This window comes from Nocardioides zhouii (assembly GCF_004137345.1).
GTDB lineage: Bacteria > Actinomycetota > Actinomycetes > Propionibacteriales > Nocardioidaceae > Nocardioides > Nocardioides zhouii.
Window position 1 is genome coordinate 86981 of sequence record NZ_SDWV01000009.1, and the last position, 13377, is coordinate 100357.

Annotated in this window: 16 protein-coding genes; 3 read left to right on the forward strand and 13 right to left on the reverse strand. The window is 69.9% G+C overall.

Going from position 1 to position 13377, the window contains the following annotated elements; translation table 11 throughout:
* Positions 1 to 102: 102 nt before the first annotated feature.
* The 4 genes from EUA94_RS10625 to EUA94_RS10640 form a co-directional block, all read right to left on the reverse strand.
* The gene (locus EUA94_RS10625; RefSeq protein WP_129426858.1) at positions 103 to 747 is read right to left on the reverse strand and encodes a helix-turn-helix transcriptional regulator; all 645 of its coding nucleotides are present in this window, start codon (positions 745 to 747) and stop codon (positions 103 to 105) included.
* A gap of 34 nt (positions 748 to 781) precedes the next feature.
* Positions 782 to 3064 (reverse strand): sensor histidine kinase, encoded by a 2283-nt coding sequence (locus EUA94_RS10630; protein ID WP_129426859.1) that lies wholly within the window; start codon positions 3062 to 3064, stop codon positions 782 to 784.
* A gap of 237 nt (positions 3065 to 3301) precedes the next feature.
* Positions 3302 to 3934, reverse strand: coding sequence for a hypothetical protein (locus tag EUA94_RS10635; protein WP_129426860.1), 633 nt, complete (start codon positions 3932 to 3934; stop codon positions 3302 to 3304).
* Positions 3934 to 4380, reverse strand: coding sequence for a MarR family winged helix-turn-helix transcriptional regulator (locus EUA94_RS10640; protein WP_129426861.1), 447 nt, complete (start codon positions 4378 to 4380; stop codon positions 3934 to 3936). The genes EUA94_RS10635 and EUA94_RS10640 overlap by 1 nt, the downstream gene beginning before the upstream one ends.
* Before the next feature lie 199 nt (positions 4381 to 4579).
* On the opposite strand from EUA94_RS10640, the gene trxA reads away from it, so the two are divergent.
* Positions 4580 to 4903, forward strand: a complete 324-nt coding sequence (trxA, locus tag EUA94_RS10645) for a thioredoxin (protein ID WP_091199549.1) — start codon at positions 4580 to 4582, stop codon at positions 4901 to 4903.
* 6 nt (positions 4904 to 4909) lie between these two features.
* Here trxA and EUA94_RS10650 read toward each other — a convergent pair whose 3' ends face one another.
* Positions 4910 to 5554: a GNAT family N-acetyltransferase gene (locus EUA94_RS10650; RefSeq protein ID WP_129426862.1), complete on the reverse strand. Its 645-nt coding sequence runs from the start codon at positions 5552 to 5554 to the stop codon at positions 4910 to 4912.
* Between the two features lie 42 nt (positions 5555 to 5596).
* Between EUA94_RS10650 and EUA94_RS10655 the strand changes: the two genes are divergently transcribed.
* Positions 5597 to 6811 (forward strand): pyridoxal phosphate-dependent aminotransferase, encoded by a 1215-nt coding sequence (locus tag EUA94_RS10655; RefSeq protein WP_129426863.1) that lies wholly within the window; start codon positions 5597 to 5599, stop codon positions 6809 to 6811.
* A 41-nt stretch (positions 6812 to 6852) separates the two neighbouring features.
* A complete protein-coding gene (locus tag EUA94_RS10660; RefSeq protein WP_129426864.1) occupies positions 6853 to 7626 on the forward strand; it encodes a lysophospholipid acyltransferase family protein in 774 nt (257 codons plus the stop codon).
* A 124-nt stretch (positions 7627 to 7750) separates the two neighbouring features.
* On the opposite strand, the gene EUA94_RS10665 is transcribed toward EUA94_RS10660, so the two are convergent.
* The 8 genes from EUA94_RS10665 to rpmH form a co-directional block, all read right to left on the reverse strand.
* Positions 7751 to 8737 (reverse strand): ParB/RepB/Spo0J family partition protein, encoded by a 987-nt coding sequence (locus EUA94_RS10665; RefSeq protein ID WP_129426865.1) that lies wholly within the window; start codon positions 8735 to 8737, stop codon positions 7751 to 7753.
* On the reverse strand, positions 8734 to 9966 hold the full coding sequence (locus tag EUA94_RS23060) for a ParA family protein (RefSeq protein ID WP_340640856.1): 1233 nt from the start codon (positions 9964 to 9966) through the stop codon (positions 8734 to 8736). The genes EUA94_RS10665 and EUA94_RS23060 overlap by 4 nt, the downstream gene beginning before the upstream one ends.
* Positions 9899 to 10582, reverse strand: a complete 684-nt coding sequence (gene rsmG / locus EUA94_RS10675) for a 16S rRNA (guanine(527)-N(7))-methyltransferase RsmG (protein ID WP_129426866.1) — start codon at positions 10580 to 10582, stop codon at positions 9899 to 9901. Before rsmG ends, EUA94_RS23060 begins: the two co-directional genes overlap by 68 nt.
* Before the next feature lie 92 nt (positions 10583 to 10674).
* The gene (locus EUA94_RS10680; RefSeq protein ID WP_129426945.1) at positions 10675 to 11229 is read right to left on the reverse strand and encodes a Jag family protein; all 555 of its coding nucleotides are present in this window, start codon (positions 11227 to 11229) and stop codon (positions 10675 to 10677) included.
* A 72-nt stretch (positions 11230 to 11301) separates the two neighbouring features.
* On the reverse strand, positions 11302 to 12219 hold the full coding sequence (yidC, locus tag EUA94_RS10685) for a membrane protein insertase YidC (RefSeq protein ID WP_242494803.1): 918 nt from the start codon (positions 12217 to 12219) through the stop codon (positions 11302 to 11304).
* A 36-nt stretch (positions 12220 to 12255) separates the two neighbouring features.
* Positions 12256 to 12522 (reverse strand): membrane protein insertion efficiency factor YidD, encoded by a 267-nt coding sequence (yidD, locus tag EUA94_RS10690; RefSeq protein WP_129426868.1) that lies wholly within the window; start codon positions 12520 to 12522, stop codon positions 12256 to 12258.
* Positions 12519 to 12872, reverse strand: a complete 354-nt coding sequence (gene rnpA, locus EUA94_RS10695) for a ribonuclease P protein component (protein ID WP_129426869.1) — start codon at positions 12870 to 12872, stop codon at positions 12519 to 12521. Before rnpA ends, yidD begins: the two co-directional genes overlap by 4 nt.
* Before the next feature lie 24 nt (positions 12873 to 12896).
* Positions 12897 to 13034: a 50S ribosomal protein L34 gene (gene rpmH, locus EUA94_RS10700; RefSeq protein ID WP_091199530.1), complete on the reverse strand. Its 138-nt coding sequence runs from the start codon at positions 13032 to 13034 to the stop codon at positions 12897 to 12899.
* Between the last annotated feature and the right edge of the window lie 343 nt (positions 13035 to 13377).

The following is a 13377-nucleotide window of genomic DNA, read 5'->3' on the forward strand; positions in this document are numbered from 1 at the left end:
TGGCGGCCTCGCTGTCGCTCCCCACAAAGGGGGACCGCCGACTTTGGGCGAATCGAGGACCGCGCCCGGTCGCTCGGGCGACAATGCGGAGCTCCGCAGCGATCAGATCCAGCCGTCGCGGCCGGCTTCTCGCAGCAGGCTCCCGGTGTTCGTGATGTCGCGCTCGGCATTCATGTACTTCGACCGGATCGACTTCAGGTGCGCCCGGACCGTCTCCTCGGCCACCTTCAGCCGCGAGCCGACCTGTCGCTGGGTGAGGCCGTCACGCAGGTTGCTCAGCACCTCGACCTCCCGCGCCGTCAGCCGCGGCACGATGTCGGCATCGCCGATGAGTGCCTCGGCCAGCACGCTGCTGCAGACGAACTCCCCGGCCAGCGCGCGTCGTACGACGTCGACGAGGGCCTCCGTGCCGTCGTTCTTCAGGACGACGCCGTGCACGCCCAGCGCGACGGCACGGCGGAGCGGGACGGGCTTCTCCTCGGCAGTGTGCAGCACGACCACGCCGGCCCAGCGCGCCAGCAACGGGATGTGCTGGAGGACGACTTCGTCGTCACGCCCCAGGTAGAGGTCAAGCACCAAGGCATCGGGCCCGGACGACGTGGTGTCCACCTCGGCGACGGACGCGTACACCCCTGCCATGACGAGCTCGTCAGCATGGCGGTCCACTGCCGCAGCGACCCCGTCGCGGACGACCTCCTGATTGTCGAGGACGGCAACGGTCGCGCGTCGGGCCGGCTGAGAGGTCATGGAGAGTGAATACCGCCCGCCCGCAGCACTGTCTCTACCCCGAACCGGGGAGGTCGTCGATCAGCAGGACGGCGCGGAAGGCATCCACGTCGGACTCGAAGCTCCGCGCGACGCCCTCCCTGAGTCGTTCGAGGTCGCCCTCGTGGGGCGCGGGGACGACCGAGATGCGCACGTGCTGCTCGGGCGCCACCGGCGGCGAGACGATGATGCGGCGGCCGGCCGACACGGGCAGCAGCCCGCGGAGCACGGTCCCGACCGGCCGGTCGAAACCCCCTGGCACGAGTCCGGCCCGGAGCTCCACTGCGCCGCCGCTGGACCGGAAGTGCGCGACGTCCGCACGCAGGGCGTCGTCGAAGAACCCCGGCGCGTAGAGATCGTCGCGGGCAGCGACAGCGAGCAGGCGAGCCCGGACGGCGGTCTCCGGATCATCCGGGTCGCGGGATCCGTCGGCGATCTCCTCCAGCCACGGCAGGACCTCGAGGCGCACGTGGGCGAAGTAGAGGTCGGTCATCGCCGCCTGCCACTCCTCCGCCGCCCGCCGGTGCTCCAGTGCGAGCTCGCGCTCGTGCTGGTCGCCCAGCGCGCGGCCCTGCCGTCGGATCAGCGAACCGAGCACCATCGAGGGCACCGGGCAGGTGATGACAGCGTTGAGGGAACCCCACGGCACCAGGCCGAGGGTGAGGTCGGGTCGCACCTGAGGAGCACCCAGGACGATCAGGACGTGCGAGGTCAGCACAGCGAGCGCGACCGGGAACGGCAGGCTGAGGACGAAGACGACCAGCGGCAACGCGCTCATCCCGATCGACCAGGACCGGAAGTCCAGCATCGCGCCGGCCGGCAGCATGGCGATGCCGATCACCTGCGCGGCGGCCGCGGCCGTGGCGACGGCAGCCACCCACAGGGCACCAGGGCTGCCGCGCTCCGCCTGACGGACGATGACGAGCGTGAGGGCCAGCCAGACGGTGCCCACCGCGAGGGTGGGCCACGACTCGGGCATCGTGGCGACGGAGTGGAGGGCGATCACGCACCAGGCGGCGCCCAGGGGAATGGCCACGGCACGCGACAACGTACGCACCGACCCGAGGCCGCTCGTCGTCAGTCCGTGCGCGTGGTGGAGTCGACCGCCCTCCCGCTGGCCGTCGCGAGGAAGCGTGACCACGAGCGCCGCGCCCCCACCCGGGCGGGGCATCAGTGCCGACCGACCGCCCACGCCCGAGACGGGCCGCTCGACCGACTCGACCAGTCCGAAACCGGGTGTCGACGAGGGCGCGAGGCCGACGCCCCGGTCGAGCACCTCGAACCTGACGTCCCGTCGGTCCGCAGAGATGCGGAGCGTGACCTCGTCGACCCGGCCGTGCCTGGCCGCGTTGCGGACGCCTTCGGACAGAGCGCGCAGGACCACCTCGGCCCGGTCGGCCGGCAGGTTGGGAAGCCGCTGGTGGCGCCCGACGACACTGACCACCACGCGTACGGGGGCGGTGGCGCGCACGCTGTCGACGAGGGCCGCGATGGACTCGGGGAGATCGAGGTCGGTCCGCTCAGCGTGCTCGACGACGTCGTGGCTCGGCTCCTCTGCGGTGCCCACCACCCGTCGGATGGCTGCGACCGTGGTCCTGCACTGCGCCCGGGTCCGGGCCGAGGGCGCGACGGAGTCGGAGATCAGGTGGAGCGTGCCGAGCACGTCGTCGTGCAGCACCCGGCGGCTGATCGTACGAGCGTGCAGCTCGGCCTCCACTTGCCCCAGCTCGAGCTCGCGCTCGCGGTTCACCAGGGCCATCAGCTCAGTGTCGATCGCACTCGCCTGCATGGCGTTGACGAAACTGACAGCAGCAGCCGCGGTGCCGAGGGACAGGACGGTCGCGTCGAGGGACAACCCTGCTGACGGCAGGTCGAGCACGCCGAGAGTCGCGGCGTGGACCCCGCTCAGGACAGTCACCAGCGCGAGGGCGTTGATGAGGGGGAGCAGACGAGCGGCCATGACGCCGACGGCCGACAGGGACATCCCGACCGTGCTGTCGTTGGGGACCGGATTCGTGCCCAGGGCAGGCGTCAGTGCCACGAACGTGGCGACCAGCACGATCAGGTGGGAGAAGTGCTCTCCGCGCCGGAACACCTCGATGGCCGTGCCGAGGAGGACGAGCGCGATGACGCTCCGGTTGAGCGCGGTCGGCTCGGACCACGCCATGCGCCCCAGCCACGGCAGCGCAGAAAACAGGCACAGGCTGACGAGGATGCAGGCGTGCGCGCCCAGGATGCTGCGGTACATCCGGTAGGCACTGCCCGATCGGGTCTGCGGCACGGGCGGGGGCGTCGTCACCGCCGCCCAGAGTGGCCAACGCAATGGTGGAGACCCCCGTCTTTTCAGGTCGCGCGCGTCTGGCGATGCTAGGTGGGAGCACGAACGTCCACTACCTGCCTGGGGCGTCCGTGGACAAAACTTTGCCAAGACTGGTCCCCGCTTGCGAGAAAGGGACCCGACTGCGGTCAAGCGCCCCATCTCGACGCCCGAGGCGGGAAGGGACCGCGGATCGGGGGTTCCGCGGTCCCTTCACGCTCAGCTCCGTCCGGCCGGCGACAGACGCAGCAGTCGCGCCACCTCGCGTGGCTCGTCGACCCATAGACCCACCCGGGTCACGGTGGTCGGGCCGTGCGGCGTCTGCAGGGTCGTCGGGCCGGTCAGGACAAGCTCGAGGTTGGTCCGGCTGCCGACGCCGATCAGCAGGATCGCGTTGTCGCCCTCACCCTCGACGTGAACGGACTTCAGCAAGCCCGGGAGCTCGTGGTCGACGGAGCGGACGCTCGCGATGCGATCGAGGCGTACGTCGACCCGCGCGTGGATGCCGTCGCGGACCTGGAATCCGTCACTGCCGAGCAGGTGGGGACGCGTGCGGTAGGCCGCCATCATCCCGAGCATCCACACGAGTCCCCAGATGCCCACCACCAGGAGCGGTACCCGCAGGGGCGTCCACCAGCGGCTCAGGAGCACGTCGAGGACGACGACCTCCGTCGCGGACCCGAAGATCCACAGCCACAGCATGGGCGCGACGAGTCGCGAGTAGCCGATCGGCGTGGCGCCGGCCGGCACGTCGGGGCGCCGGGTGACCCAGCGGCCGAGGGCCAGGTAGAGGGTGACCTCGAGCGTGAGGGCGGCCCACGCGATCCTCCGGGCACGGCGTACGACGTCCATCACGACTCCTGCACCTGGTCCATCAGGCGGGCGAACCGCTGGGTGGTCCCGTCCAGCACCTCGGCGAAGACGGCCAGGCGGGCGGGCGGTACGTCGCCGAACAACCGCCGGGCGAGGTCGGCGTGGGAGCTCGTGAGGCCCTCGATCGTGGCGGCGCCGAGGGGTGTGGGGGTGACGAGCGTGGCGCGGCGGTCGCCGGGATGGGCCTCGCGGGTGACGTGCCCGGAGGCGACGAGGCCGTCGACGAGCCCGGTGACGTTGCGCGGCGTGACCTCGAGGGCGTGCGCGAGCGCCTGCTGGGTCGACGGCCCCGTCGACCCGAGCACCCACAGCAGGTGGACCCGTGCCGAGGTCAACCCCTCCTCGCGCTCGAACCTGGCCATGTCGGCCTGGACGAGGTGCGCCAGCAGCAGCACCCGGTCGAGCACCTCGGTCGTCTCGGTCATGTAGTGAATGTACTTCACGATGTAGCCACGTCACCACTTTGCGGGGTAGTCCAGTGACTTCTGGCTGTCCCGGCGGCCTTCGGACAGCCGTACGCCACTGGACTACCCCGGTCCCCTGAGGAGGGGAACAACTGTCGGAGGAGTGGTGTTGACTGGACATCACCCCGTGATCCTTCTGACCTCCTTGAAAGGGGCAACCGTGGCCAACATCGCCGCCGTGACCGACGCCGAGTTCGAGGCGCAGGTCCTCAAGTCCGACAAGCCCGTCCTCGTCGACTTCTGGGCAGAGTGGTGCGGCCCGTGCCGCCAGGTCGCCCCGATCCTCGACGAGCTCAACGCCGAGCACGGCGAGAAGCTCACGTTCCTCAAGATGAACGTCGACGAGAACCCGGTGACCCCCTCGTCCTACCGCGTCACCGGCATCCCGACCATCAACGTCTACCAGGGCGGCGAGGTCGTGAAGTCCATCGTCGGCGCCAAACCCAAGGCCGCGCTCCTCAAGGAGCTCGAGGGCCTCATCTGAGCCCAGTCAGTCGCCGGAGGCGGCCCGCACCGATCCGATCGGGCGGGTCGCTTTCTGCGTGGGGCGTACGGCGCCCCAGACGCGCTCGAGGGCGAGCTCGACCTCGTCCTTCCAGCTCAGCGCGGTCCGCAGCTCCATCCGCATCCGCGAGGTCGTCGGATGGGCGCGCTGGGTCTTGAAGCCGACCCCGCCGTAGAACTCCGCCGGCAGCACGCACCCGTGCGTCCGCCCCCGCGTGTCGCCGTACGCCTCGATCGCGGTGTGGCCGCGCTGGACGAGGTCGGCGGCCATCGCCTGCACCAGCAGGCGGCCGAGCCCGCCACCGCGGAGCGACGGCTCGATCCAGGCGGTGGCGGCGATGATCGCGTCGGGAGAGGCCGGTGCGGTCGGCAGGGCCGCCGCGCCGGGCAGGTAGGCCGCCGGTGCATAGATGATGTGCCCCACGGTCCGCCCGTCGAGTCGTACGACCCGCCCGCACGAGCCCCACTCGCGCAGGACGCCGGAGAGCCAGCTCTCCTTCTCGGCGATGCGCTCCTGCTCGTCGAGCCGAGCCCGATCCACCGGTCCGAGCTCCCAGAACAGGCACGAGCGCACCGGATCGGCCAGCTCCGCGAGGTGGTCGACGGTCAGGCGTGCGGTCTTGCGGGACACGTGTCCCAGCGTAGACCTGTCGACGGCCTGCGAGGATGAGGTGTGCGCGCGATCCGACAGAGCAAGAAGCTGCAAGGAGTCCGGTACGACGTGCGCGGGCCGATCCTGGTGGAGGCCCAGCGGCTCGAGGCCGAGGGACACCGGATCCTCAAGCTCAACATCGGCAACACCGCACCGTTCGGCTTCGAGGCCCCCGAGCAGATCCTGGCCGACATGATGCACCACCTGCCGCAGTCGACGGGCTATGCCGACTCGCAGGGGATCTGGTCGGCGCGCACCGCGGTCATGCACTACTACCAGTCGCACGGGCTGCGCGACGTCGGCGTCGAGGACGTCTACATCGGCAACGGTGTCTCCGAGCTGATCTCGATGGTGCTGCAGGCCTTCGTCGACGACGGCAACGAGATCCTGGTCCCGGCGCCGGACTACCCGCTGTGGACGGGCGCGATCACGCTCGCCGGCGGCATCCCGGTGCACTACCGGTGCGACGAGGACGACGACTGGAACCCCGACCTGGCCGACATCGAGGCCAGGATCACCGAGAACACGCACGCGCTGGTGATCATCAACCCGAACAATCCCACGGGTGCGGTCTACAGCGAGGAGATCGTCAAGGGACTCGTCGACATCGCCCGGCGCCACGAGCTGGTGGTCATGGCCGACGAGATCTACGAGAAGATCCTGTTCGAGGACGCCCAGCACCACCACGCGGCCACTTTCGGCGGCAACGACGTCCTGGTGCTCACCTTCTCCGGGCTGTCGAAGGCCTACCGGGTCTGCGGCTACCGCGCCGGCTGGGTGATGATCTCGGGGCCCAAGGAGCTCGCGACCGACTTCCTCGAGGGCCTCACCCTCATCGCCAACATGCGCATGTGCGCCAACGTGCCGGCGCAGCACGCGATCCAGACGGCGCTCGGCGGCTACCAGTCGATCGAGGAGCTCATCGGGCCGGGAGGACGCTTCTACGAGCAGTCGATGCTCGCCCACCGGCTCCTCAACGAGATCCCGGGCGTGACGAACGTGAAGCCGCGCGGCGCCCTCTACTGCTTCCCGCGCCTCGACCCCGACGTCTATGCGATCGACGACGACCAGGAGTTCGTGATCGAGCTGCTCCGGGCCAAGAAGATCCTCGTCACGCACGGCACCGGCTTCAACTGGCCCGCCCCCGACCACTTCCGCCTCGTCACGCTCCCCGAGGCGAGCGTGCTCGAGGAGGCCATCGGCCGCATCGCAGACTTCCTGGCCACCCGCCGCTGACCGCATGGTTGACGGCGCGTACGCGCCACTAGGCTCGCCGCATGCGCGACGTCACCTACCCCCCGATCATCGTGACCGCCAAGACCGCGTTCCGTGCGCTGGGCCAGCGCTTCCAGATGACGGGCACCGAGCACGTGCCACGTGAGGGCGGCGTGCTGCTGGCCTACAACCACATCGGCTACGTCGACTTCGTGTATGGCGGCCTCGCGGCCAACCCGTCGGGACGCCTGGTGCGCTTCATGTCCAAGCGCGAGCTCTTCGACCACCGCTGGGTCGGTCCGCTGATGCGCTCCCTGCACCACATCGAGGTCGACCGGGGTGAGGGCGTGGCCAGCTTCCACACCGCCGTGGACTACCTGAAGCGCGGCGAGGCGGTCGGGATCTTCCCCGAGGCCACGATCTCGCGATCGATGGAGCTCAAGGAGTTCAAGTCCGGGGCCGTACGCATCGCAGCCGCGGCCGGCGTCCCGATCGTGCCGGTCATCCTGTGGGGCACCCAGCGGATGATGACCAAGGACCACCCGCGCGACTTCTCGCGCGGCACGACCATCGCGATCCGCGTGGGCGAGCCGATGCACGTCACCGGCGCCGATGCGGTCGCCGAGACCGCCGAGCTCCGCGCCCGGATGGCCGCGATGCTGGCCGAGGTCGTCGCCGACTACCCCGCCGACGAACAACCGCCCGGCTCCTGGTGGGTGCCGGCCTCGATGGGCGGCTCCGCCCCCACGCCGGACGAGGCGATCGTCCTCGACGCCGCGGAGAAGCGGGAGCGCGCCCGGAAGCGCGCGGAGAAGCGCGCCAAGAAGAAGCGATAGGTCGACACGTCGACCTATCGCCAGATCGGTTTATGGCTTTGTCGACTTATCGAGCGGGCGGGTCTCGATACGGCTCACTCGTTCGTCGCTCGCCTACTCGACCAACGAGGGAGGAGCGACCAACTCAAATGGGGCGGTCGGCGCGGTTGCGCGGGTCCATCACGTCGACGATCCGACGTAGGTCATCCAGGCTGGCGAACTCGACGGTGATCTTGCCCTTGGACTTGCCGAGGTCGACCTTGACCCGCGTCTCGAAGCGGTCGGAGAGCCGGTCGGCGAGGTCGGTGAGTCCCGGCGCCACGGGCTTGTTGCGGACGGCCCGGGCGGGAGCGACAGGCTCGACGCCGAGGGACACGATCTCCTCGAGGCCACGTACGGAGATCCCCTCCGCGGTGACCCGACCGGCGAGCTTGTCCTGGAGCGCGGGGTCGTCGACGCCGAGCAGGGCGCGGGCGTGACCCGCCGAGAGCACGCCGGCCGCCACCCGCCGCTGGACGGCAGGGGAGAGCTTGAGCAGGCGCAGCGTGTTGGAGATCTGCGGACGTGAGCGCCCGATGCGCTGGGCGAGCTCGTCGTGGGTGCAGCCGAAGTCCTCGAGGAGCTGGCCGTAGGCCGCCGCCTCCTCGAGCGGGTTGAGCTGCGAGCGGTGGAGGTTCTCCAGCAGCGCGTCGCGCAGCATGTCGTTGTCGTCGGTCTCGCGGACGATCGCGGGGATCGTGTCGCGCCCGGCCTCCTGAGACGCACGCCAGCGCCGCTCGCCCATGATCAGCTCGTAGGCGTCCTCGCCGGTGCGGCGTACGACGACCGGCTGGAGCAGCCCGACCTCGCGGATCGAGTGCACGAGCTCGGCGAGGGCCTCCTGCTCGAAGACCTGGCGCGGCTGGCGGGCATTGGGCCGCACCTGGGTGATGGGGAGCTCGGCGAAGTACGCGCCGGCCACGGTCGCGTCAGGTGCCGCAGCACCCGCCGCAGTCCCGTTCGAGCCGGAGGTGCCCGAAGGAGCCAACGGCTCCGTGTCGACCGAGCCGGCAGGCGCGGGCTGGCTCGGCGCCGTGGGGATCAACGAGCCGAGGCCGCGCCCGAGGCCGCGGCGGGGCGGGTTGGCATTCATGCGGGGGCTCCCTTGCTGGCGATCTCGCGGGCGGCCTCGAGGTAGGACAGCGCGCCGGCCGACGCCGGATCGTAGGTCATGACCGTCTGTCCGTACGACGGGGCCTCCGAGACGCGGACCGACCGGGGGACCGCCGTCTTGAGGACCTGGTCCCCGAAGTGGCTGCGCACCTCGTCGGCCACGCCCGCGGCAAGGCGGGTGCGAGCGTCGTACATCGTGAGCAGGATCGTGGACACGATCAGCTGGGGGTTGAGGTGCTGGCGGACCATCTCCACGGTCTCGAGCAGCTGCCCCAGGCCCTCGAGCGCGTAGTACTCCGCCTGGATCGGGATGAACATCTCCTGACCCGCCACCAGGGCGTTGAGGGTGAGCAGTCCGAGTGAGGGCGGGCAGTCGACGAGCACGTAGTCGAAGCGGTCGTCGCCGACCTCCTCGGCCGTCCCGACCAGCGGATGCGCGTTGATCGCCCGGGCAAGCCGCTGCTCGCGCGCCACCACGCTCACCAGTTCGATCTCTGCACCGGCGAGGTCGATCGTGGCCGGCACCACCCACAGGCCCGGGAGATCGGCGCACTCGGTGACCACATCGACGAGGGGCTGGCCCTCGACGAGCATGTCGTACGTGGACGGCACGCCTCGGTGGTGGGCCACGCCCAGCGCCGTGGACGCGTTGCCCTGGGGATCGAGGTCGATCACCAGCACCTTCTGCCCGAGCTGGGACAGGCCCGCGGCCACGTTCACGGTCGACGTGGTCTTGCCCACGCCGCCCTTCTGGTTCGCGACCACCATGACGCGGGTCGCGTTCGGGCGCGGAGCGCCCTGACGGCGGAGTCCGCCCGATCGAGCCAGCACGGAGTGCTGGGCGGCCTGAGCCAGGGGGGTCGCCTGGTCGTGGAACGTCTCCTGCTGATCAGCCAGGTCGGCTGCGGTGCGGACCTGCCAGGCCGGTCGTGTTTCACGTGAAACAGAGGTCGCGGCCTCTTCCGATGTTTCACGTGAAACATCCACTTCCGTTTCACGTGAAACATCCAAGGGCTGTGGAGAAGAGGACTGGTCCTGTGGATAACTGCGCTCAGGGGCGCTTGTTTCATCGGTGGAAAACTCTGCGGGCGGCGTCTCGGCCGAATGGCGACCCCAGCCGCGCGTACTGTCCTCGGTCACGTCAGTTCGCCTTTCCTCTGACTGGTCGCCGATCCTGGCGCCGCCGTGCCTTCTCCGGTCGGCGCGCAAGGGGCCAACCTATCTGCGTCGGGTCCGCCCACGACACCCGCACCACGATGGTCTGTGGATCAACCACATCGCGGCCGAGCCCCAGCACCTCGGGCGGGGCGCATCGCCACGTCTCCAGCGCGGCGCCGGCGGCCACGATCTCGTCCCGGACCGACTGACCCTTCATCGCCACCAGCGCCCCAGTCGGCGCGACCAGGGGCATCGACCAGCCGAGCAGACGCTCGAGCGGAGCGACAGCCCGCGACGTCACCACGTCGTACGTCGCCTTCCCGTGCACGTCCTCGGCCCGACCGCGCACCACCTGCACGTGGCCGAGCCCGAGCTCCGCGACCACCTCGTCCAGGAACGTCGTACGCCGCAGTAGCGGCTCAACGAGGATCATGGAGATGTCAGGCCGTGCGATCGCGACCACCAGGCCGGGCAACCCCGCCCCGGTGCCGATGTCGCACACGGTCGCGCCGTGGGGGATCGCCTCGGACAGCACCGCCGAGTTCAGTACGTGCCGCTCCCACAATCGCGCGGCCTCGCGCGGTCCGATGAGTCCGCGCGTGACACCCTCCGTGGCCAGCAGCTCGGTGTAGCGCACGGCGAGTGCCAGGCGGTCGGACGCGAACACCCCCCGCGCCACATCGGGCACGGAGGGTGGTGTCGGCAAAGCCGGCGGGACGGACCCGCTCACCTCGCCTGTTTCACGTGAAACGTCCTCGCTCACGCCGGGAGGATCACCACGTGACGCTTCGGCTCCGCGCCCTCGGACTCGGACGTGAGACCGGCGGCGGCGACGGCGTCATGCACGACCTTGCGCTCGAACGCGCTCATCGCCTCCAACGACAGGGGCGTTCCGCTCTCCTTGACCTCGGCGATCGACTTCTCCGCCAGGGCCACGAGGCGGGTGCGCTGCTCGGCGCGGTGACCACCGACGTCCAGCATCAGGCGGGAACGCTCGCCGGTCTCGCGGTAGACGGCCAGGCGGGTGAGCTCCTGCAGGGCCTCCAGGACTTCACCGTTGTGACCCACGAGCTGCTGGAGGTCGGAGCCGTCGATCTGCACGCTTGCGCGGTCACCCTCGACGTCCATGTCGAGATCGCCATCGAGGTCCGCGATGTCGAGGAGCTCCTCGAGGTAGTCGGCCGCGATGTCGCCCTCCTGCTCGAGGCGCTGCACCTTGGTGGGGCGTCCGGCCTTGCCGGTGTCATCGGTCGAGGTGGCCTCGCGGTCCTCGGTGTCGTCGACCGTCGTCTCGACGGTCTCGCCGTCGGTCATCTGCTCACTCACGTAGAACTCCTGCTTCACTCGGGATCCGGCGCCGCGGACGGCACCGGGAAAATCGTGGGGTCAGCGCTTCTTCTTCTTCTGGCGCTGGGCCTTGGTCTGCCGCTGCGGCTGCTGGCGCTTGGGCTGCGGCGCCTCGTCGACGACCACTGCCTGGGCAGCGGCGACCTCCCCGGCCGGGAGCTTGCCCTTCGCCCGGTCCCGCTCCTCCTTGGCCGTGGCGGCCGGGGTGCCCGGCGCGGGGTTGTTCCGGATGACGTAGAACTGCTGGCACATCGTCCACAGGTTCGACACCGTCCAGTAGACGAGCACGCCGATCGGGAACGCGATGCCGCCGACCGCGAACACCACGGGCAGGACGTAGAGCAGCATCTTCTGCTGTTGGGCGTACGGACCCGAGAGCGCGTCGGCCGGCATGTTCTTGCTCATCAGCTGGCGCTGCGTGAGGAAGGTCGTCGCCGTCATCGCGAGCACCAGCACGGCGGCCACGATCATGACCTCGGTGACGCCCTTGGTGTTGAGGAACGTCCCCGACACGGGGATCAGGTCGAAGAGTTTGGAGTCACCGAACTGCTGGGCCAGCTTCTCGTCGAGGAAGCCGTGGGCCTTGCCCTTCTTGGAGGCCTGGTCGAGCATACGGAACAGCGCCAGGAAGATCGGCATCTGGAGCAGGATCGGCAGGCAGGACGCGAACGGGTTCGTGCCCGAGTCCTTGTAGAGCGCCATCGTCTCCTGGGCGAGCTTCTCCCGGTCGTGGCCGTACTTCTTCTGCAGCTCGCGCACCTTGGGCTGGATGAGCTGCATGTTGCGGCTGGACTTGATCTGCTTGACGAACAGCGGAATCAGCGCAGCGCGGATGGTGAGCGTCAGGCCGACGATCGACAGCACCCAGGTGAGACCACCTGCGGGGTCCATCACCTGCGAGAGGAGGCTGTGGAACCCCACCAGCACGAAGGACACCGCATAGTAGAGCGGCACCATGATCGCGTGGCCGATGTCACCGAAGAAGTCGAGCACTCATGCTCCTCGTGTCGCAGGGGTCTGGTCAGGATCGGGGGCGGCGGTCGTGCCGCGGGAGGGAACGGGGTCGTAGCCGCCGGCGGCCCACGGGTGGCAGCGCCCGATGCGCCGGAGGGAGAGCCAGGTGCCACGCACCGCCCCGTGCTGCGTCACGGCCTCGAGGGCGTACGCCGAGCAGGTGGGGTGGTAGCGACAGACCTGGCCGTAGAGCGGGCTGATCGCGAAGCGCCAGGAGCGGATGAGACCGATCAGCAGGTGCTTCATGCGGTGCTCACCCGCTCGAGACTACGTGCCAGGTCGGACCCGAGGCCGGCGTAGGACGAATCGGCGGCCGCGGGCAGGGCCCGCACCACGAGAGCAGCGCGACCCGGAAGCCCCTCCAGCGACTGGAGGTGCTCCCGGGTCAGGTGACGCAGACGTCTCTTCACGCGATTGCGTGTGGCGGCGTTGCCCACGGCCTTGCTGACCGTGAACCCCACCCGGACCGGCGCCGGTTCCGTGGACTCGTCCACCCAGAGGTGGACGACCACGGTCGACGAACCGGCACGGCGCCCACCCCGGACAGCGCGACGGAAGTCGTCACTGTCGGTGAGGCGATGAGCAGCGGGGAGCACGGCGGATGCCGCGGGCTCGGACCGTCAGACCGCCAGTTCCTTGCGGCCCTTGCGGCGCCGGCTCGACAGGATCGAGCGTCCGGCGCGGGTCCGCATGCGCAGGCGGAAGCCGTGCACCTTGTGACGGCGACGGTTGTTCGGCTGGTACGTACGCTTGCTCACGGCTATTTCTCCGAAGGTTTCGAGGGATGTCCACTCCACTGCGCGGTCGGTGCTGGCCCAGTTGAGGCAACTTCGGCTGGCACCGCCCACCCACGCGGCCGCCCGGTGGCGGATCGTGGACGTGCGGCACCCGTCGACATGGAGCGACCGGCCAACGGTACGCGGTGGGGAAAGAGGGGGTCAAACCCTCGAGGACCCCCCGCGGCGCTGCCTGTGGATGACGTCTTGCCGGACCCGGCGACGGGTTGTTACGTTCCGGGGGTCCGCGATCTGTTGAAACCGCGGTCCCACCAGCGATCACAGCATAGTGTCTCCCGGGTCACACCCCCTGCCACAGTGCCTC